General features: G+C 39.1%; 23 protein-coding genes. 12 read left to right on the top strand and 11 right to left on the bottom strand.

Translation table 11 applies throughout. The annotated features are described in order from the left end of the window. The first annotated feature begins 164 nt into the window (after positions 1-164). Genes C8270_RS18685 through C8270_RS18675 form a run of 3 tightly spaced genes read left to right on the top strand, consistent with a single transcriptional unit; the run spans position 165 to position 1,418 of the window. On the top strand, positions 165-728 hold the full coding sequence (locus C8270_RS18685; protein ID WP_106498288.1) for a TetR/AcrR family transcriptional regulator: 564 nt from the start codon (positions 165-167) through the stop codon (positions 726-728). Continuing rightward, complete coding sequence (locus C8270_RS18680; RefSeq protein ID WP_106498287.1) at positions 725-1,048, top strand: DMT family transporter; 324 nt, start codon at positions 725-727, stop codon at positions 1,046-1,048. Before C8270_RS18685 ends, C8270_RS18680 begins: the two co-directional genes overlap by 4 nt. A gap of 22 nt (positions 1,049-1,070) precedes the next feature. Continuing rightward, positions 1,071-1,418: a DMT family transporter gene (locus C8270_RS18675; RefSeq protein ID WP_106498286.1), complete on the top strand. Its 348-nt coding sequence runs from the start codon at positions 1,071-1,073 to the stop codon at positions 1,416-1,418. 40 nt (positions 1,419-1,458) lie between these two features. On the opposite strand, the gene C8270_RS18670 is transcribed toward C8270_RS18675, so the two are convergent. Further along, entirely contained in the window at positions 1,459-1,806 is a 348-nt protein-coding gene (locus C8270_RS18670) for a winged helix-turn-helix transcriptional regulator (RefSeq protein WP_106498285.1), read from the bottom strand. 190 nt (positions 1,807-1,996) lie between these two features. On the opposite strand from C8270_RS18670, the gene C8270_RS18665 reads away from it, so the two are divergent. Both C8270_RS18665 and C8270_RS18660 read left to right on the top strand, forming a co-directional pair. Next, positions 1,997-3,052, top strand: a complete 1,056-nt coding sequence (locus tag C8270_RS18665; RefSeq protein WP_106498284.1) for an LLM class flavin-dependent oxidoreductase — start codon at positions 1,997-1,999, stop codon at positions 3,050-3,052. A gap of 62 nt (positions 3,053-3,114) precedes the next feature. After that, positions 3,115-3,681 carry an NADPH-dependent FMN reductase gene (locus tag C8270_RS18660; RefSeq protein ID WP_106498283.1) on the top strand — a complete coding sequence of 189 codons (567 nt, stop codon included), beginning with the start codon at positions 3,115-3,117 and terminating at the stop codon, positions 3,679-3,681. A gap of 107 nt (positions 3,682-3,788) precedes the next feature. Here C8270_RS18660 and C8270_RS18655 read toward each other — a convergent pair whose 3' ends face one another. The 3 genes from C8270_RS18655 to C8270_RS18645 all read right to left on the bottom strand — a co-directional run bounded on the left by C8270_RS18655 (position 3,789) and on the right by C8270_RS18645 (position 6,868). Then, entirely contained in the window at positions 3,789-3,989 is a 201-nt protein-coding gene (locus tag C8270_RS18655) for a cold-shock protein (RefSeq protein ID WP_106498282.1), read from the bottom strand. Positions 3,990-4,383: 394 nt separating this feature from the next. After that, a complete protein-coding gene (locus tag C8270_RS18650) occupies positions 4,384-6,495 on the bottom strand; it encodes a heavy metal translocating P-type ATPase (RefSeq protein ID WP_106498281.1) in 2,112 nt (703 codons plus the stop codon). A gap of 1 nt (position 6,496) precedes the next feature. After that, positions 6,497-6,868 (bottom strand): ArsR/SmtB family transcription factor, encoded by a 372-nt coding sequence (locus C8270_RS18645; RefSeq protein ID WP_106498280.1) that lies wholly within the window; start codon positions 6,866-6,868, stop codon positions 6,497-6,499. 99 nt (positions 6,869-6,967) lie between these two features. Between C8270_RS18645 and C8270_RS18640 the strand changes: the two genes are divergently transcribed. The 6 genes from C8270_RS18640 (at position 6,968) to C8270_RS18620 (ending at position 9,751) form a co-directional block, all read left to right on the top strand. Further along, positions 6,968-7,204, top strand: a complete 237-nt coding sequence (locus tag C8270_RS18640) for a hypothetical protein (RefSeq protein WP_106498279.1) — start codon at positions 6,968-6,970, stop codon at positions 7,202-7,204. Positions 7,205-7,283: 79 nt separating this feature from the next. Further along, positions 7,284-7,538, top strand: a complete 255-nt coding sequence (locus C8270_RS20170; protein ID WP_158701784.1) for a hypothetical protein — start codon at positions 7,284-7,286, stop codon at positions 7,536-7,538. A 104-nt stretch (positions 7,539-7,642) separates the two neighbouring features. Next, entirely contained in the window at positions 7,643-7,897 is a 255-nt protein-coding gene (locus C8270_RS18635) for a hypothetical protein (RefSeq protein WP_106498278.1), read from the top strand. Between the two features lie 88 nt (positions 7,898-7,985). Beyond that, entirely contained in the window at positions 7,986-8,432 is a 447-nt protein-coding gene (locus C8270_RS18630; protein WP_325034793.1) for a GNAT family N-acetyltransferase, read from the top strand. 132 nt (positions 8,433-8,564) lie between these two features. After that, positions 8,565-8,915 carry a DUF2200 domain-containing protein gene (locus C8270_RS18625; RefSeq protein ID WP_106498276.1) on the top strand — a complete coding sequence of 117 codons (351 nt, stop codon included), beginning with the start codon at positions 8,565-8,567 and terminating at the stop codon, positions 8,913-8,915. Between the two features lie 323 nt (positions 8,916-9,238). After that, a complete protein-coding gene (locus C8270_RS18620) occupies positions 9,239-9,751 on the top strand; it encodes a hypothetical protein (RefSeq protein ID WP_325034792.1) in 513 nt (170 codons plus the stop codon). A gap of 104 nt (positions 9,752-9,855) precedes the next feature. On the opposite strand, the gene C8270_RS18615 is transcribed toward C8270_RS18620, so the two are convergent. The 4 genes from C8270_RS18615 to menC all read right to left on the bottom strand — a co-directional run bounded on the left by C8270_RS18615 (position 9,856) and on the right by menC (position 14,159). Then, positions 9,856-10,488, bottom strand: coding sequence for a YcnI family copper-binding membrane protein (locus C8270_RS18615; RefSeq protein WP_106498274.1), 633 nt, complete (start codon positions 10,486-10,488; stop codon positions 9,856-9,858). 27 nt (positions 10,489-10,515) lie between these two features. Next, positions 10,516-12,135, bottom strand: coding sequence for a copper resistance CopC/CopD family protein (locus C8270_RS18610; protein ID WP_158701783.1), 1,620 nt, complete (start codon positions 12,133-12,135; stop codon positions 10,516-10,518). A 174-nt stretch (positions 12,136-12,309) separates the two neighbouring features. Then, on the bottom strand, positions 12,310-12,921 hold the full coding sequence (locus C8270_RS18605) for a DeoR family transcriptional regulator (protein ID WP_234028597.1): 612 nt from the start codon (positions 12,919-12,921) through the stop codon (positions 12,310-12,312). A gap of 122 nt (positions 12,922-13,043) precedes the next feature. After that, positions 13,044-14,159 carry an o-succinylbenzoate synthase gene (gene menC, locus C8270_RS18600; RefSeq protein WP_199794700.1) on the bottom strand — a complete coding sequence of 372 codons (1,116 nt, stop codon included), beginning with the start codon at positions 14,157-14,159 and terminating at the stop codon, positions 13,044-13,046. A gap of 203 nt (positions 14,160-14,362) precedes the next feature. Between menC and C8270_RS18595 the strand changes: the two genes are divergently transcribed. Next, complete coding sequence (locus C8270_RS18595; RefSeq protein ID WP_106498271.1) at positions 14,363-15,478, top strand: IS4 family transposase; 1,116 nt, start codon at positions 14,363-14,365, stop codon at positions 15,476-15,478. A 466-nt stretch (positions 15,479-15,944) separates the two neighbouring features. Here the strand turns inward: C8270_RS18595 and C8270_RS18590 are convergent, their stop codons facing one another. The 3 genes from C8270_RS18590 to C8270_RS18580 form a co-directional block, all read right to left on the bottom strand. Then, positions 15,945-16,526, bottom strand: a complete 582-nt coding sequence (locus C8270_RS18590; protein ID WP_106498270.1) for a DUF4256 domain-containing protein — start codon at positions 16,524-16,526, stop codon at positions 15,945-15,947. 979 nt (positions 16,527-17,505) lie between these two features. Further along, positions 17,506-17,715, bottom strand: a complete 210-nt coding sequence (locus tag C8270_RS18585; protein ID WP_106498269.1) for a hypothetical protein — start codon at positions 17,713-17,715, stop codon at positions 17,506-17,508. Between the two features lie 152 nt (positions 17,716-17,867). Further along, complete coding sequence (locus C8270_RS18580) at positions 17,868-18,518, bottom strand: hypothetical protein (RefSeq protein WP_106498268.1); 651 nt, start codon at positions 18,516-18,518, stop codon at positions 17,868-17,870. Positions 18,519-18,914 lie beyond the last annotated feature (396 nt).

Here is an 18,914-nt window from a genome sequence, read left to right as displayed (position 1 = left end):
CTTCTTATTGAATGAACGCACTCGTCAGCATTTACGAGTAAGTGCCAACGGGAGTTTTGTTCCCTATCTAATATGGGAAGAATCTTCACATTGACAAGAAAACCGTCTAGACGGTACAATAAATAGTAATTAACACCAATTAATCGAATAAGGAGTGATATCTAATGGAATCAAAAGCCGATGTTAAGCGTCGTCTTATTTTAGATACGACAAAGCAAATTATACTTGAAAATGGTTTTAATTCATTGACATTGGATGCCGTAGCTAAAAAAGCTAACATTAGCAAAGGAGGATTATTGTATCACTTTTCAAATAAAGAATCGTTAATAAAAGGATTGGCACAATATATTTTTGAACAATTTTGTTTAAATTTTTACAAATATGCTGAAAACGATTCTGATGATTCTGATGAGAAAGGTAAATGGTCTCGTGCATTAATTGAAGCCTCAAAATTTGATTTAGAACATTATAAAGAGTTAAATGTCGGCATTTTTGCAACTTCTTATTTAGAACCTGAAATAGCTAAAACTATATCTGATGGTTATAAAACTACTTTAAAAAAGTTAGAAGATGATGGGATAAATCCAATAACGGCGACTATCATCAGATTAGCGTTAGATGGACTCTATTACTCACAAACATTGAATGTAGCTCCGTTAGAAGAAAAAAGGGTAAATGAAGTAATTCAACAATTATTGGAAATGTCAAAAAGTGAAGAGCGATTATGAATGCTTATATACTATTAGCAATATCGATTGTGAGTGAAGTGTTTGGCAGTTCAATGCTTAAAGCGACAAATGGTTTTAAAAAAATCATACCTTCTCTTGGAGTAATCGTTGGGTACGGAATAGCTTTCTATGGCTTATCTTTATCATTAAAAATGCTGCACCTTGGAGTGGCTTATGCTATTTGGGCAGGATTAGGAACGGCACTAACAGCATTAGTTGGAGTTACAATATATAAAGAGAATTTTAATGGCAAAAAGCTGTTTGGGTTAGTTTTAATTATAGGTGGAGTAATTTTTCTTAATATTGATGGAGTACATTAATTCCAAAGAAGGAGGGAGGAAAATGAGGGGTTATCTTTATTTAATAATTTCAATTATTGGAGAGGTTTTTGCTACTGCAATGCTCAAAAAGTCAGAGGGATTTACCGTATTATTTCCAGCTGTTGGTGTAGTTGCTGGTTATGCACTTGCGTTTTATTGTTTATCATTGTGTCTTAATACAATTCCGTTAAGTTTAGCTTATGCCATTTGGGCTGGGTTAGGAACAGCGCTAACTGCTTTAATAAGTGTAGTTGTATGGGGAGAAGTTTTTAGTACCTTCAAGATATTGGGAGTCATATTAATTATAGGTGGAGTTGTATTATTGAACGCCTCTAAAAATAGAGAAACAGTGAAAGAACCTTTAGGCTAAGGTTCTTTCATTATTCGTCCTTAATAATAAAATATTTCAATCATGAGCTTTTGTTCTTCGCTTTTTCCATCTTATGCAACGTGTGCTTTGTTCCCCATTCATGCATGGCCTCCAAAATAGGTTCTAGGCCCTTTCCATATTCTGTAATGGAGTATTCTACTTTGGGGGGAACCTGTGGATAAACAACGCGTTCGATAATATCTTCTTCTTCTAATTCTCGTAATTGCTTTGTTAACATCTTCTGCGTGATTCCGGGCATGCTACGCTTAAGTTCACTAAAACGTTTGGTGCCTTCTTGCAATAAGTGTAATAAAATAATCGGTTTCCATTTACCAACTAAAATACTTAATGCATCTTCTACGCGGCATTCTTCTGGTATTTTTTCCATTATATCCCCATCTCCACCTAAGTATCTTTTTGTATACTATACCACTTTTAAGTGCGTACTATTACTTTTAATTAATATAAACTATAATAACATTGTATGGTGTAAATGAGAAGGTGGAGTAAACATAGAAGCTTTTAAATGAAATAAATAAGAGTTAATAATTATAATAACAAAGAAAGGCGAGATATAAATGGAAAACTATCGTATTGATCCAAGCAAAGGTCTTGAGTTTGGCCTTTATACCCTAGGAGATCACTTACCAAACCCGTTAACAGGAGAGCGGATTTCTGCAGAGCAGCGCATTCATGAAATCATTGAATTAGCAAAACTAGCGGAGCAGGCAGGGATTGACTTTTTTAGTGTAGGTGAAAGTCATCAAGAGTATTTTGCTACGCAGGCACATGCTGTTGTGCTTGCGGCAATTGCTCAGGCGACAGAGAAAATAAAAATAGCAAGTTCTTCCACAATTATTAGTACATCTGATCCAGTGCGTGTGTATGAAAATTTTGCCACGCTTGATTTAATTTCAGGAGGGCGCGCGGAGATTATTGCGGGCCGAGCTTCGAGAATTGGATTATTTGATTTATTAGGATATAATATTCGTGATTATGAAGCGTTGTATGAAGAAAAATTTGATCTATTACGGCAGATTAATGAAGAGGAAGTTGTCAATTGGAGTGGACAATTCCGAGCGCCATTAAACAATGCAAGGGTTCTTCCACGTCCAAAAAATGGCTCATTGCCGATATGGCGTGCTGTTGGTGGAACGCCTGCAAGTGCTATTAAAGCGGGCTATGCTGGTGTTGGAATGTTTATGGCTCATTTAGGTGGACCAGCTACTGTTTTCAAGCGAACGATTGATGCTTATCGAGATGCTGCGCGAAGCCGGGGGTTTGATCCGGCTGAACTACCGGTCGCAACAGCAGGATTTTTCTACGCAGCAGAAACGTCACAACAGGCTTTACAAGACTTATATCCCCACATTAATGAAGGGATGAAGCGAACAAACGGACAAGGCTTTTCAAAACAACTCTTTGCCCAGGGTGTGGACCCACATAGTATCATGAATATCGGTAGTCCACAGGAAATCATTGAAAAAATTCTCTATCAGCATGAATTATTTGGCCATCAACGCTATATCGCACAAATGGACTTCGGTGGCATGCCATTTGACAAACTAAGAAAAAATATCGAATTTATCGGCACAGAAATCTTACCAGCAATCAAAAAATATACCGCAAAATAGGGACATGGGGACAGGTTAGTTGTCCCGCTGAGTCCCACAGCAAAACTAGGGGGAAGCGAAAAATGAAGGTTGTCGGATTATCCGGTTCAATAGTTGGCTCAAAAACAAGAACGGCAATGAACTACACCGTTAAAGTTCTCAACGAAAAATATCCAGAGACACAAGTTACCTTAATTGATTTAGCTGAATATGATATTCAGTTTAGTGATGGGCGCAATTATCTGGAATATGAAGGTGACACAAAGTATGTCGCGCAAACGATTATGGAGGCAGATGCAATCATTATTGGGACCCCAATCTTTCAGGCTTCCATACCAGCTACATTGAAAAACATATTTGATTTACTTCCGGAAAATGCATTTCGTGATAAAGTAGTCAGTATGCTTGTGACAGCAGGCTCATCGAAACATTATTTAATTGCCGAGCAACAATTAAAACCGATTATATCCTATATGAAGGCACAAATGGTTCAAACGTATGTTTTTATTGAAGAAAAGGATTTTTATCAAAAAGAAATTACCAATGATGATGTATTATTCCGGGTCAATCGGTTGGTTGAAGATACAGTTGTATTAGCGGAGACATTTACGAAAATACGTGAGGCGAAAGAAGCGGAATATGGTTTTTAAAAATAGTAGTTAAAAAGAAGAGCAAATCATCCAGTGATTTGCTCTTCTTTTTGTGTCCAACAAAAAAAGCTCTCCCCAATGGGAAGAGCTTTTTTGAAAAAAGTTACTTACGCTTTAACAACGTTAGCAGCTTGTGGTCCACGGTTACCTTCTTCGATATCGAATGTAACTGATTGACCTTCTTCTAGTGTTTTGAATCCTTCACCTTGAATTGCAGAGAAGTGTACGAATACGTCGTCTCCACCTTCAACTTCGATGAAACCGAAACCTTTGTCTGCGTTAAACCATTTTACTGTACCGTTATTCATTCTTTTTTCCTCCAAGTGCGTAATAGCACGTTATTACTATTCTTGCTCTTTCATATTCAAGGTGATATAGCCTTAATCATATTCCGAACATCAATAGTTGACTATAGTATACCACGTTTGCATAGAAAGATACAAGTAAGTTTCAAATTAAATTGTAAAATGTTTTCAAAAGCTGTTTTATATATTGTTGCTACTGCCCCGCAGCCCGTATACACTACGCTTTCCGGGGGCGGCTGGAGAGCCTCCTCGTGCTAACGCACTGCGGGGTCTCACCTATGCCTCTCTTCCCCCAGGAGTCTACGTGTATACGGGCTGCTTGTGAAGAATATAAATTAATTTAACTTTATTTCTTCAAAAACAATATCATTTAAAAACAGTCTTTTCAATGGACCATTCACTTTAAATACCGTGATTGGATTAGGCGTAATGAGTTTAAAATGACGATCAGAGTCGCGCCCATATCTGCTACAATTGCAATCCATAATGTTAACCAGCCTGGAATGGTTAATAGTAAAGCTACTAATTTCAAACCAAATGCAAGGCCGATATTTTGCTTGATGATGCGTAATGTTTTTCTGCTTAAGTCAATGGTGTATGGTAATTTGTCTAAATCGTCACCCATTAATGCGATATCAGCGGTTTCAAGGGCTGTATCTGTACCCGCTCCACCCATTGCGATACCAATAGATGCGGTAGTTAGGGCAGGGGCATCATTCACACCATCCCCAATCATCGCAACACTCTTATAACGTTGCTTAAGGTCGCGGATAACAGTTAATTTGTCCTCAGGCATTAGATTTGTATTGATATCCGTAATGCCGATCGACCTGCCAATCGCTTCACCTGTTGCTTGATTATCACCTGTAAGCATGACCGATTGCTTCACGCCAATACGATGTAGCTGTTCGACAACTTGCTGACTCTCTACCCGAATTTGATCGGCAATCCCTATATACCCTACTATTTCTTCATTGTTAGCAAGTAACACGACAGTATTTCCGTCTGTTTGGAGTTGTTTGATTTGCTCGGAAAGATCAACAGTCAAAGCGGGATGATCTTCGAAAAGAGACGGACTACCAATCTTAAATTCAATTCCGTCAATCGTGGCAGTGGCCCCTTTGCCGGTGATTGACTTAAAATTTTCAGCAGTTATTTTTTTGCTTGCTCGTTTTTTATATGCCTTCGTAATTGCTGAAGCCAATGGATGTTGTGAAAATTGTTCGATAGCCGCGGCGTATGAAATTAATTTTTCTTCCGTGTTTCCAGCTAACGGCATGATCGTTGTGACCTCTGGCGTTCCTTTTGTTAGTGTTCCGGTTTTATCAAAGGCCATAACTTGCAGATGGGCAGCTTCTTCTAAATGAACACCACCTTTTATTAACACACCATTCCGTGCTGCATTTCCAATTGCTGTTACAATAGCGACTGGTGTTGATATTACCAGTGCACACGGACAGCCAACTACAAGTACAGCCAAGCCTTGATAGACCCATGTCGACCAAGCGGCTCCGAAAAAAATTGGAGGCGCAACTGCTACGAGCAAAGCGATAAGCATGATAGCGGGTGTATAATATTTGGCGAAGCGGTCAACAAACTTTTGCGAAGGTGCTTTTTCCGCCTGCGCATCTTCCACTAAATGGATGATTTTAGCAATGGTCGTATCCTCTGCGCGTTTTGTTACACGAACCTCCAACGAGCCTTCCATATTTAGGGTGCCGGCAAACACTTCGTCACCACGTGTTTTGTATAGAGGAATCGACTCACCAGTAATCGATGATTGGTTAATGGAAGATGCGCCACTAATAACTTTACCGTCCATCGCAATTTTATTCCCTGGTTTGACAAGCATGATATCACCAATGACAATATCTTCTATCGGAATGCTGATAAACGCGTTATCTCGTTTGATGAATGCTTCGGATGGTGCAAGCGTCATTAAAGATGAAATCGATTGGCGTGCTTTATCCATCGAATAATCTTCAAGTGCCTCACTTAGTGCAAATAGAAAAACGACAACAGCACCTTCTGCCCATTCTCCAATCAGAACAGCACCAATAATGGCAATGGTCATGAGGGTTTTCATATCAAATTCCAGATGGAGCAAATTTCGAACGCCTTCTTTGAAAAGAACCGTTCCGCCAACAATAATCGCAATTACGAAACTGGCAATCGTTACGTAATGTGTTTCACCAAACTGAAAATGAAGGGTGGATCCGATTATAATGAAAAGCAGCGATAAAAAGATCGGAATGTTTTCGCGCTTTTTCCAGAAGGGGGTGTGTTCATTCGGTGGTCGTTCCGATTCTTGATATACTTTAATCCCATCAAATGCCCCTGCTTCTTCAAGCTGCTCAACTGTTGCCTGCCCTGTAACCTTAAGCTTGGATGCTCCGAAATTTAAATCCACACCTTCAACCGTCGAAATCTGCTGCACATTTTTTTCAAATTTCGCCGCACAATTCGTACAGGATAATCCCTGTAAACGATACGTACTTTCTTCGCTCATGTCATGACCCCTCCTCTGCGTGCGTTAGAGCGATGTTCACAAGCTGATGAATGTGTTCATCTGCCAAAGCATAAAAAATGCGTTTTCCTTCACGTCTAATTGTGGCTATGTTCATCTTCTTAAGTGTTCGCAGATGATGGGATGCAGTAGCATTGCTCGATCCAATGATATTTGCCACATCACAAACACACAGTTCCTTCTCAAGTGTTAGTGCATAGGCAATTTTAAGTCTTGTCGGATCTGATAAAGCTTTGAAAATAAATGCCACACCATTCACCCGCTGGATTTGGGGTTGTATTTTTTGAACAACTTCTTCGTTATAGCATTCAACGTCACACATATCTGACTGGACTCGATTTACTTGCTCATTCATTTTTTCACCTCATTCAAATGATTGTTTGAATGTTTCTTTATATGTAGCTTAGCGAGTTTTTGTGTGGGTGTCAATGGATTTTGATTATCATATCGTCTATTGAAAAAGGATTGGAAAGTTGTTTGGGAGTTTGGCATACAAAAAATGGCTATTGTGTTGGTTTGCTTATTATTTAGCGGGATGGTCGTTATGATGACTGCGATTGATTCACTTGAAGCTGCATTCGCCAAAGAAGTATTGTACTTATCAGATAGTGTCTATGGCTTTTTGGTCAGCATAGCTGGTGCTGGAATTATAGTTGGTGCTATTTGTACGATGATTTTTGCAAAAAATTAGCAATACTTTTCCTATTTGCATAGGCTCTGTTTTTGTATCGATTGGGTATATGGTTTATGCCTTTTCCACCAACTTTATGATGGCGGCAGTTGGATCTTTTATCCTTTCCTTTTCGCTCGCACTTGCAAATACAGGCTTTTTTACATTTTACCAACATAACATTCCAACCGATGTAATGAGGAGGATTGGAAGTATGATCGGATTAATCGAAGCGATGTTTATTATCGTGGCAACCACTATTTTTGGAATCGGTGCTCAGCTGGCATCGATTCGAATAATGGTGGAACTTGGGGCGTTTGTCATGTTAATCGTTTCGGGCGTGTTATTGTTTTAAGTCAAAAAAGGCGCTCGTTAGTAATCATGTTTCATGTTGAAGGTGAATTGGTGTTTTGTGTCGAAGTATAGAGGTAAGCATATAGAGCAGGTAGGAGGCGGAAGATGATTGATTATAGGATAAGACCTAAAAAGAATTTCACAGATAAAATTGGTGAACTTGTTTCGATGCGAAAACATCGACCGGAAACGCGGAAACATCAACCCGAAATCGAAAACATCGACCCGAGCGCGGGAATATCAGCCCGAAATCGAAAACATCGACCGGAAACGCGGGAACATCGCCCCGAGTGCGGGAACATCAGCCCGAAATCGAGAACATCGACCGGAAACGCGGAAACATCAACTCGAAATCGATAACATGAACACAAGAGTAGGGTATAAAATCTAGAAAAATATAAAACTTGCAGTAGGGAAGAGGTATAACATGGAATTTATTATCAAACCCATGAGCGAAAAGCGTGCGAAAGAAATTTTAAAATGGAAATATGTAAAGCCTTATGATTTCTATAATAATGACTTAAATGATGAATCATTACAGGAGTTTCTTGAAAACCCATATTTTGCGGTAGTGGACCAGGACGATGAGCTATTTGGATTCTTCTGTGTCGGCGAGTCGGCACAGGTACCCATTGGGAATCAAGTTGGTGCATACAACGAGGATATGATAGACATTGGTTTTGGGATGAAACCCAATTTAACTGGGCAGGGAAATGGGTTTGAGTTTTGTTCGTTAATTTTTCGATGCGTACAGGAGAACTATGATAAGAAGGATTTACGCTTAACTGTAGCAACTTTTAATAAGCGAGCAATCCATCTTTATGGGAAACTAGGATTTGTTAAAAAGATGGCTTTCGATACGGATTCAGCTGAGTTTATAACGATGGTTAAGTAAGGGAAAGAATGAAAGATAAGTATGTAAAATGATTTTGTGGAACGAACATAAGAAAATGAAAAATCAAAATAACTTTTGAATGATATAATTGGAAAACAATTAATCGAAAATACATGAAAGGGAAGATATATCATGACCAAACATAAGATCTATACAATGAGTTTCGCAAGCGTCTATCCCCATTATGTTAAAAAAGCGGAGAAAAAAGGGCGTACGAAAACAGAAGTCGATGAAATCATCCGCTGGTTGACAGGATATAGCCAGGAAGAGTTAGAAGCGCAACTAGAAAAACAGACAGACTTTGAGACTTTCTTTGCGGAGGCTCCCCAGCTGAATTCTTCACGGACATTGATAAAAGGTGTGGTCTGCGGTGTCCGAGTGGAAGACATTGAAGAACCAACGATGCAGGAAATTCGCTATTTGGATAAGCTGATCGATGAGTTGGCAAAGGGAAAAGCAATGGAGAAGATTTTGCGTAAATAATAATTAAAAAATTCAAGTGTTGTTCAATCTTCCGTAATCGGGCACAACTTCAGAGTTACTAAATTTATTTTCTGCAAAGGATTTTGAATAGTGGGTACTGAAAATATAATTTGGCTCCCAGTTGTAAGAGAAAAGCTTCTACAGTTTAGAAGCCATTATCTACCTACCATAGTAAACATAGAAAAAGAGAATCGAACAAAACAAGCTTGAAATACATCTAAAATACGTGATAATATTATAAAATCAGTGTGTGGAGATATTGGTCTTGCTTATTGACCAAAAATATATGTCGCATGATACGTCTACCATCTGAAATACTTTAAATGGAGATGATGGGCATGTATGAGGAAACAAGACTACCTCGAAACGGTAAAGAATTTGTACTGTTCTTAGCTATTGTTTCAATACTTTCGGTGAATATTATCGCACCTATTATTATGGGATTTGAATTTGGATTTCGCAAAGAAGTTTATTTTGAGACATTGCAAGTCATTCCGTTTGTATGGATTAGTGTGATTCTATTGGTAACGCTCGTTGCTAATCCGATTGTTAATAAATTGGTACCAAAGTTCGTTAAATCTACGGACGGATTTAATGCACGGGTATTATTCACAATATTGTTTAGTGTAACGATTTTGTCCATTTTACTAACGGTTATCGGGTCTTGGATTGGCATGGGAGAGATTAGTTTAGAGCCGATTCAAACGTTCTTTTATGCTTGGCCTCGTAATTTTTTTATCGCATTCTGGGTTGAAACTCTGATTGCACAGCCAGTAGCAAGATTTGCAATGAAAAAATTACATGCGAGTCAAGCAAGTAAAGCAGTAAATGCGTAATACTCAGTCCGACTGATATCCACAAAATAATATGGCAAATAAAAAAGCAGATTGAGAATTTTAGTTCTTAATCTGCTTTTTTGCGTGTGATTTATTTTCCTACATCAAGCCTTTTTACGAAACAGGCTAATCAATGCCAATAATAGGGCCAATACGGAAATCACGATTGGAATCCAGTTCGTATTGGAGTCTGATGCACTTTCATTATCATTATCTGTTTGGGAATCCTCTGTAGCTGCTGAATCATTTTCCTCATGAGGAGCCGCTTCATCACCACTTGTAATGGTTGTGACCGAAGCAGGTTCATCGGCATCTGGTGGGCCTGTCCATTCGACAACGGAGCCATCCTCATATGTTTGGAATGCCTTCCAGCTGACTTCACCGGGTTCACTTGGATTTGCTCCAATAAATGAAAACTCGATAAATTCGTTTGGTTTGACCCCACCTGCAGTTGCTGTCCATGTAACGGATGTGATGCGCTCGTCGTCATCTTTTTTCAATTGATAGTTCCAATTGTTTACAGGCATAACGGAAACCAAATTCACACCATCTGGAACCTGCAATTCGACTTTCGTTGTGTTAATGTCTTTTTCAACTGGGATCCGAACCGAATATTTTTCGTAAGCATTTGTCGTACTCTCGGATGGATTTACTGTCACGTGAGCCTCGGCAATTGGGGCCATCACAAACATTCCGATGGCAAAAAGTGCGAGGAACGTGCCTAATCTTTTTTTCATAAAAATACTCTCCATTTCTTAAAAAAGTTAATCATTACCTCCACCACTAATAAATAGGCTGTCTTCCCATTCACTTTTCACACCATTAGGATAAGTAGCATGAATCACTAACTTCCAGCTTCCGATCATGGTGAATGGCAATGTCACCTGGTAACTCTCCTGCTTAACTTGTTTTGCTTCGAATGGGCCTGAGCTCATTCCGTGGTCTGGCATGGCCATGTCAACAGCTATATGCTCTGGTTCTTTTCCATCGATTAAAGGAAGTTGAATATTCATCTCTTGTTCACCGCGGCGTAAATTCGCAATGTTAATCTCCGTTTCTCCCTGTTCCGATGATAATGTTGCGGTATATGACTTAATTGGGATTGGGTATGCTGATTGACTCATCCACACACCAAAAACGATAATAATTAGCCCAATTATCCATTCTACCCGGATAAGTCGTGGGGTAGAAAATGATTTCCGCTTCCGCCACTTTAACGTTTGGAAAAGGGCAATACCCAACATTAGGACGGTTAAAAGAATTTTTACGAGCAATAACGTACTCCAGCTATCCCACTGGTTGACAACCGCTGTCCAACTTGATTGTAAAAAGACCATGATTACACCAGTTGCAACAACAAGTCCTGATGCAATCATCACCTTTGGAACAAAAAATGAACGAAAAGGTGGCAGTGAATCATCATTTGCCTGTTTTTTCCTAAATAAAAGAAACAGAATGAAATATCCCAGCGCTCCCAGCCATAATGCAATCGCAAACTGATGCAAGATGCGTGGAATCAACGCGATAAATGGATGCTGCATTCCCCATACATGTCCACCAAACGATGGGATGGCGGCTAGTATGAGCCACATGATCAAGTACCATGCTCGTACCATTCCCGGTATAAAAAGGAGGATTAGGAAAAGCAGCTGTGCAAACAACATCAACACAAATGGAAAATGAAGCAGCAAGTCCCATCTGCCGTTTAGGATGGTTGGAAGCAATCCAGGCGGGAGGGTAGATGCATATGCAATGAACTCCCCGATCGTTCCAACAATTAAAATGCTTCCCGTAATGAAACGTCCTCGTGCAAGCAGTGTCCCTAGACTTGGAAAATTCCGCTTTTCGGCTGACCAGGCAAACCAATATAGACCAGCAATCAAAAGGATGAAACCTTCAACAATCGCACGGGCTATGATTAAGATGGTAGTCGCGTTGTCATTGGTGCCGACCGATGCGGTTCCTCCCTCTGTAGCCTTGCCAACCGCAAAATGGTAGGATCCATCAACAGGGTGACCATCCAGGGAAACAACATTCCATTGTACGGTATATGTACCTTGATCCAGTTCAGGCAGTGGGATCTGTAAAGCTTTTGACCTTTCCTTTTGCCCTTCTGGATTTTTCGTAAGTATCGGTCGACCATCCCAATCATAAATCGTTACCGTTGCTAGATCATGATCAATTGGTTCATTGAATTGCAACTTTAGGGACGATGGGGATGTATCGACTAATTGGCCTTTTCCTGGAACACTCTCCAACAAACTAGAATGCGCCTCAACAACTGGTATAAAGGAAAATAGAAAGATGAAACTAATTATTGCTAAAGAGAGATTTCTCCAGCGGATTGGATTTTTACCATACTGTTTCTTACACACATGATCCATCATCGATCCTTCATTACCTTTCTTATTGTACGTATTGGATAGCTTTATTATGATACAAAATCACAAATCATAACACAATCTAACTTGGATTATAGCATATGATGATCAACAATCAACGAATAAAATGTGATGATTTTGTGATTTTTTGTTATTCTGAGTAATGATTAACATCCCTTAATGATTGCAGCTATGTTCTTCGTGTCCATTCATTTTTCGAAACAAATTATCCATTGCTTCTTTAAACGAATAAACATTTCCACCAAATCCCTTGACGAATTTGTCTGCGTGATCTTTACTTTCGAATGTAAGAACTTGCGGTTGGCAGCACCCAACTTGGATGGAAGTGTCCATGACATACCATGCTAACGGCGCGCTTAAGGTCGTTTGTCTGAAAAAATCGTACGTAATGGCTTGCATCACCTTGTCACCTAACTGACGATGACGAAGCAGTCCACAATGGGAGCAGCAAGCTATCTCAATTTTATTGTTTGGTAAAATAAGTCGGTATGCTAATCGCTCATGGATAGCTCGACTGCAGAATACACATTCATCTAATGTACCTTGTTTATCGGAATGGTCGTGGGCGAGGGTAACACCACCAAACGTTTTAATAACACTTCCTTCTTCAATTAGTGGTTTGAGATCCCGATGAATGGTCATCTCGGAAACGCCAATGTCCTTGCTTAAATCGACTATTTTGATACTATGTTTTTCTTGAACTAGCTGTCTTATTCGGTTTTGTCGTTCTATTGGTAGCATATGTTTCGCTCCTTCTATGATCATCATTGATTACTTTCAACAAATTTAAACACCCTCTAACATTAGTGTATCTGTTTCGGAACAAGTTCTCAATGGGTGTACAAGCTGATAGGGGAAGTGTAGCTTGATCATTGCCTTTCATTTTGATGTTAAAAGTGAAATGTTTTAACATCAACAGTGAATTTATTTAGTATCGCTTCATCCACTTCATACCCAATTCCTGGTGCATGAGGAACCTTGATAATACCATTTTCAACCGTCACTTCTGGTTGAATGATATCTTGTTCCCAATAGTTAGAGGAGCCTGCTGTATCGCCGGGTAATGTGAAGCCTGCGAGCGTTGTCAAGGCTATGTTATGGGCACGTCCAACACCAGCTTCAAGCATACCGCCACACCAGACTGCGACTTCATGATTCAAACAGTAATCGTGAATTAGTTTAGCCTCCGTAAGTCCACCAACGCGGCCAATTTTTAGATTAATAACTTTACAGCTGCTCAACTGGACCGCCTTTCTCGCATCAGCAAACGAGTTGATGCTCTCATCTAAACAAATGGGCGTTTTCAACTCTGCCTGAAGTTTGGCATGATCGACAATATCATCGTGTCCTAATGGCTGTTCAATCATCATTAAATCTAGCTCATCCAATTGTTTAAGATGCTCAACGTCTTCTAGCGTATAAGCGGAATTTGCGTCTGCCATAATCGGTAAATTTGGAAAGTGGGCACGGACTTCGCGTAGCACATCAATATCATGGCCTGGTTTTATTTTTAACTTTATCCGTTTATAGCCTTCTTTGAGTCGACGATCAATCGTCCGTAATAGATCCTTTGTCGTGGGTTGAATGCCAATGCTGATCCCCACATCAATTTCCGATTTTGTTCCACCTAATGCTTGAGCCAGTGGAATATTTTTGCGTTTTGCATACAAATCCCAGATGGCACCCTCAACAGTCGATTTCGCCATGTTATTTTTTCGGATGGATGAAAAAAGTTCGGACACTTCATCAGGGTGATAGATCGCATTTTTCTGTAGAATCGGGATTAAAAAATCTTCTATCATATGTTGATTCGTTTTTACCGTTTCTTCTGTATACCAAGGGCTGGTAAATGCGACAGACTCACCAAACCCGCGATTGCCATCATCGTCCATAACTTCAATAATGAAAAATTCTTTGTCCTGAAGTGTCCCAAAGCTTGTTCGAAAGGGATTTTTCAGCCGCATGTTTAACTTATGTAACGTTATTTGCTTAATTGGAATTGTCATTTTTTTACCTCCATTCGTCACGCTAGAAAGGTAGGGAGTAGTTAGAGAATCCCCTGAATATCACTAGCGTTGCATTAATTAAATTTAATAATAAAAAATATTGGCAATGTTCAATTTTTTGGCTGTATAGACAACAAAAAATCCTTTATAATGAATAGGTCAGGTGGTTTTCCTGTCCAAATCCAATATAAAGGACCAACAATATGGACAAGAATACACCAAAATCAGCATTTGGTAAATGGATTGCACCTATAAATACTAAAAATCTTTTTAATCAAGTTAAAAACTTAAATCAAGATAGCTATACCAAAAAACTTACGACTGAAGCCTACATTAAACTGATGCTCTATGCACAAGTACATGAAACGGAAGGGCTCCAAGCATTAAGTGACGCTTTATTGGATGCAGATTTTCAGAAAGCTGTTGGTTTTGAATCAATTAGCGCATCACAGCTTTCCCGAAAGAATAAAGAAATCGACCCATCCATACTAGCGACCCTGTTTTCCGATCTTGTGCAGCAGATACGTGGATATCACAATAAGGCCTACAAGAATTTGCCATTAAAAATTATCGATTCTAGCACCTTGCCTCTTAACCTAACCAATTATAAGTGGGCAAAGTTCCGTAAAACAAAGGCTGGTGTGAAACTACATTTACGACTCGTTTTCATGGATAAAGATACAGTCTATCCTGAGAAAGCTGAGATCACAGTGGCGAAAGAACATGATCGTAATCAGCTTGAAGTTCTCGTTGATGACAAGGAAGCCATGTACGTCTTTGATCGCGGCTATGTGGATTACGAACGATTTGACAGGATGACAGACGAAGGATACTTCTTTGCATCCAGAATTAAGAAAAATGCCGTCATTCGTGAAGTATGTTCCTTTTCCGTTCCAGCTGAATCATCGGTTCTATCTGACAGAATGGTTTTCATAGGATCCACACAAAATCGGTGCGAAAACGTATTTCGTCTTCTTGAAGTGATGGATACGAAGGGAAACATCCTTCGATTAATCACGAATCGATTTGACTTGGAACCACAAGAAATTAGTGATATTTATCGATCACGCTGGGCAATCGAATTATTTTTCAAATGGTTAAAGCAGCACGTGGAAATCAAACATTTTTACGGAATGAGTGAAACAGCATTACAAAATCAAATCTATATTGCGCTCATCACTTATTGTTTGCATGTGCTCATCCAACTGGAAACGAAAAGCAAAAAGTCACTGCTTCGAATTACTCGTTGGTTAAAGGCCGCGTTATGGAAACCAGCTTACATTTGGCTACATCGATTTGAAAATAAGACAGTACCGTAATAAATGATATTGTCGTAGGTTGTATTAATTTGTATTAATTGTATAATTTTACCAGATGGACAGAGCCACCTTTAATTGGACTTTGACTTTTTGGCAAAAATTACAGAAATAATGTTTACAGAACATTCCGACTAGTTTTATGCAACGCTAGTGCCTGAATATATACTTTATCATAGATGTGTTTATAGTTTCCGATATATATTTCTTTTTGGATTTCAGTGTTTCCTGGTGTTAACTGGCGGGGGGATTCAACGTTTAAGGGATTCTCATGCTTAATGGTTGGATTAGATGGAAAGAGGAACCATCGAATTGACGATTCCCTGTTGTTTAGGTAATGGACCAATAGTTTACGTGAAATTAATTCACGTAAACTATACTCATATTCGTAGAGCATCCAATAATTAAAGTTAAGCTTTTCACCAGGTGATCCGTTCTCAAATTAACGTTTTAGCTGTCTGTGCATAATTTAGACTCTTAACGAACCACGGAACCCTCTGGCACCATAGTAAGATTCCGCACCATTGTGATACACGAAGACGTGCCCGAAGCGATAATCGCAAAAAAGAGCGCCGCCGAGTTCTCTAATATCAGAAGGTGTTTGCACCCAGCTCGACGTTTTCCTATCGAAATTTTCAAGTTCCTGCAACGATCGATATTGTTCTTCCGTTAAAAGTTCAATACCCATGGCAGTTGCCATATCAATCGCGTTATTTTCTGGTTTATGTTTTTTCCTTGATTCCAGCGCTTTACGGTCATAACAAACACTTCTGCGACCTTTGGGACTTTCCGCTGAACAATCATAAAAAATGTATTCGTCCTCACTTTTATCATGTTTGACAACATCTGGTTCACCGCCAGTTCTTTCCATTTCATGGAGCGACCACAGTTTTTCAGCATTAGCATCTAGCTTTGCTTGGACTTTAGCCCATTCAAGATCTTTATGACGGTTCATGTTTTTCTCAAAACGGTCTTTCAATGCTTTGAGTAATTCTTCACGTTCTTCTAGTGACAACTCCTTTTTGTTGCTAACTGCATTTTTCTTTGTCATGTTTGTTTCCTCCTTTTGTTTTTACTCATAACTCAACTTTCGCAGCGTGAAATGGACAAATAAGCCTTGATAGAATGAGGAAGGATGGAGATTAACTGCTCAAGTTGACTTGGATTAATCACATTTAATCAATCTGTGACTGCTAGACTCTTTTCTATAAGTACGCGCATTTGCCGCCGTCCGGGATCGATCCGGGTGGATGCTTTCCGCGGGCACGGCCTCAGCCTCCTTGCCCCGGCGAGGGGTATGTCGACGTTGTCCGCAAAGGACGGTTTTAGTCGACCCTCCTTTTCCTGCGGGGTCTTCGGACACGTGCTGGGGCTGCGCTAACTCGCCCCACCGAAAACCATTGTTCCCGCAGGAGTCACCACCCTCCACTCACCCGGACTAGTGAAGCGGTAGAATGTGGCTTGGTAGAACACATACTACTACAGTTAATGGTAGTAAATGCAAAACCAGTGGAGGAAATACGCGGAGACTAGGTGAGACCCCGCAGTGCGACGAGCAAAACTTCCACCGAGTCAGCTTCGAGTTGCGAGGAGTGATACTTCACCGAATTACTTGCAACTCAGGCGAGCACCCAGCACGAGGAGGCTCAGCAGCCGCCCACGGAAAGCGTAGTGTATTTCCGGAACGGCGAGGGAGCAATTTCTTAGTTACTTCGCATTTTATTTCTTTTATATACAAAACCACAAACGCTTTCGATGGGACGAGTAATCGCAGTCCTAATCTTTTAGAAAACAATCTTTATGTTTACCAAGGTTGTAAGGCAATTATTAGAAACGTTTCAAGTTTGCCTCAGCTAACTGTTGATCTTATTTTATTGGTGCGAAAGTTGAGTCATAAGTATATTTTATAGTAAATCGTTTTCTGAAACTAATTAGAAGAAATCATGATCGTAAGCATTCCTGTAGTAAGCTAATTCCAATTTTGAAAAAATAGAGCTTTTCGGTAAGATTACTTTAAGTTAATTGACTTTTTAGCTGTCTTTTCTTCTTTTTCCTATTTTATTGCTTATCAGTACAAAAAAAAGCATGATTAACCCCCCCGATATCCCCCCCGCCATGAATACTAACCACTGTTCCCAATCAAATTCATCACCCCAAAGCCCTTTTAAAACAGTCACTATTGAAGCACCTAGTAAAATTCCAAGCAGCGTTAAAAATACCGTTTTGTAGCTTAGTTTCACTAAATTCACATCCTATTTAAAGAAATATACTTCACACCACTATCTGTTCGGATTGCTGAATAAAGATGAATCTGGGTTCTTCACTAAAATTGCCGGTTAGCTAAAGTTTCCATAGGCATGTAATTCTCTATTAAAATAAAGAGGGACAATTACTATAAAGTGCGTGTTTTATCCCCATCAATTATCTTAATATGAACATTAGATGATGTCCCTCCATTAATATGGTTAGGAACTTCTGATAAATCAAGTAATTTCTTTAAATGAATAGATTTTTTATGATTTGATTCGATCGTAATACGATATGGACCAGCTAAGTTCATAAGTGCCCCCATTCGTACATCATCTTCCATGAAGGAATCCAAAAATTCTAATTCAAATGACACAGCTTCATTGCTCCGATTATGTAATATAAGATTGCATTCACCATTCAATAAGTCTTCGCCCGCGTCCTCAAAATCGCACTCGCCATTGCTATCATATGAAATAGCTGTTATGCCACTTGCTAACGTTTCTTGATACATTGTAATTAAAAAGTTCGGTAATAATGAATATACGATTATAACTATTACTATAGTTCGAACGTGGTATTTCTTCATGCCAATGACAAGTAAAATCATAGCAATGATAAACAAAATGGACCCAATTATACCAAGAAGAATATATCCATCTTGATTGCGAATTGGAAATGACATGAATATAGTGTTTGCTTCTAACATTACATTACTTGGAAACGGGAAAAACAAACACATACATATACTTAAAATAACTACTGAACTAATAAGTGCTACTTTACTTCTTATCATTTTATCCCCCCTCTCTTTGTATATTTAACTGCCCATTTTCACTAAGGAAGGAGTATTTTGGTACTTTTCTTCACCATTTTTCTTCAAAAATACTGGCATTTTTAGCACTATGCTTCCCCATAGTTACGGTACATCTTTTCACAATCTCAATACTAATTTTAACAAATATTCAATAATGTTAATATAAGATTACTGAGTATATTTAGCTTAAATAGGAAATTCGCATTAAATTCACATCCACTACAATAAATAATTCAGTGCTGCGAATTTACTTAAGAATCTGCGTTAGCTTAGTCAATAGTCAAAGACCCCAAGTCAAAAAGTAAAGACAAATAAAAGGTTTTTTGGATTTCACATCGAATAGTTATTAATATCCACAGGTGATTGGAGGTCCTT

The sequence above is a fragment of the Lentibacillus sp. Marseille-P4043 genome (assembly GCF_900258515.1).
Taxonomy (GTDB): domain Bacteria; phylum Bacillota; class Bacilli; order Bacillales; family Amphibacillaceae; genus Lentibacillus_C.
Note: the sequence above shows the minus strand (reverse complement) of the source record. Positions and strands in the feature narration are given on the sequence as shown.

Coding starts and splice junctions, on each gene's coding strand:
- C8270_RS18685 (WP_106498288.1), top strand. CDS start 165: ATGGAATCAAAAGCCGATGTTAAGCGTCGTCTTATTTTAGATACGACA.
- C8270_RS18680 (WP_106498287.1), top strand. CDS start 725: ATGAATGCTTATATACTATTAGCAATATCGATTGTGAGTGAAGTGTTT.
- C8270_RS18675 (WP_106498286.1), top strand. CDS start 1,071: ATGAGGGGTTATCTTTATTTAATAATTTCAATTATTGGAGAGGTTTTT.
- C8270_RS18670 (WP_106498285.1), bottom strand. CDS start 1,806: ATGGAAAAAATACCAGAAGAATGCCGCGTAGAAGATGCATTAAGTATT.
- C8270_RS18665 (WP_106498284.1), top strand. CDS start 1,997: ATGGAAAACTATCGTATTGATCCAAGCAAAGGTCTTGAGTTTGGCCTT.
- C8270_RS18660 (WP_106498283.1), top strand. CDS start 3,115: ATGAAGGTTGTCGGATTATCCGGTTCAATAGTTGGCTCAAAAACAAGA.
- C8270_RS18655 (WP_106498282.1), bottom strand. CDS start 3,989: ATGAATAACGGTACAGTAAAATGGTTTAACGCAGACAAAGGTTTCGGT.
- C8270_RS18650 (WP_106498281.1), bottom strand. CDS start 6,495: ATGAGCGAAGAAAGTACGTATCGTTTACAGGGATTATCCTGTACGAAT.
- C8270_RS18645 (WP_106498280.1), bottom strand. CDS start 6,868: ATGAATGAGCAAGTAAATCGAGTCCAGTCAGATATGTGTGACGTTGAA.
- C8270_RS20170 (WP_158701784.1), top strand. CDS start 7,284: ATGGCGGCAGTTGGATCTTTTATCCTTTCCTTTTCGCTCGCACTTGCA.
- C8270_RS18635 (WP_106498278.1), top strand. CDS start 7,643: ATGATTGATTATAGGATAAGACCTAAAAAGAATTTCACAGATAAAATT.
- C8270_RS18630 (WP_325034793.1), top strand. CDS start 7,986: ATGAGCGAAAAGCGTGCGAAAGAAATTTTAAAATGGAAATATGTAAAG.
- C8270_RS18625 (WP_106498276.1), top strand. CDS start 8,565: ATGACCAAACATAAGATCTATACAATGAGTTTCGCAAGCGTCTATCCC.
- C8270_RS18620 (WP_325034792.1), top strand. CDS start 9,239: ATGGAGATGATGGGCATGTATGAGGAAACAAGACTACCTCGAAACGGT.
- C8270_RS18615 (WP_106498274.1), bottom strand. CDS start 10,488: ATGAAAAAAAGATTAGGCACGTTCCTCGCACTTTTTGCCATCGGAATG.
- C8270_RS18610 (WP_158701783.1), bottom strand. CDS start 12,135: ATGGATCATGTGTGTAAGAAACAGTATGGTAAAAATCCAATCCGCTGG.
- C8270_RS18605 (WP_234028597.1), bottom strand. CDS start 12,921: ATGATGATCATAGAAGGAGCGAAACATATGCTACCAATAGAACGACAA.
- menC (WP_199794700.1), bottom strand. CDS start 14,159: ATGACAATTCCAATTAAGCAAATAACGTTACATAAGTTAAACATGCGG.
- C8270_RS18595 (WP_106498271.1), top strand. CDS start 14,363: ATGGACAAGAATACACCAAAATCAGCATTTGGTAAATGGATTGCACCT.
- C8270_RS18590 (WP_106498270.1), bottom strand. CDS start 16,526: ATGACAAAGAAAAATGCAGTTAGCAACAAAAAGGAGTTGTCACTAGAA.
- C8270_RS18580 (WP_106498268.1), bottom strand. CDS start 18,518: ATGATAAGAAGTAAAGTAGCACTTATTAGTTCAGTAGTTATTTTAAGT.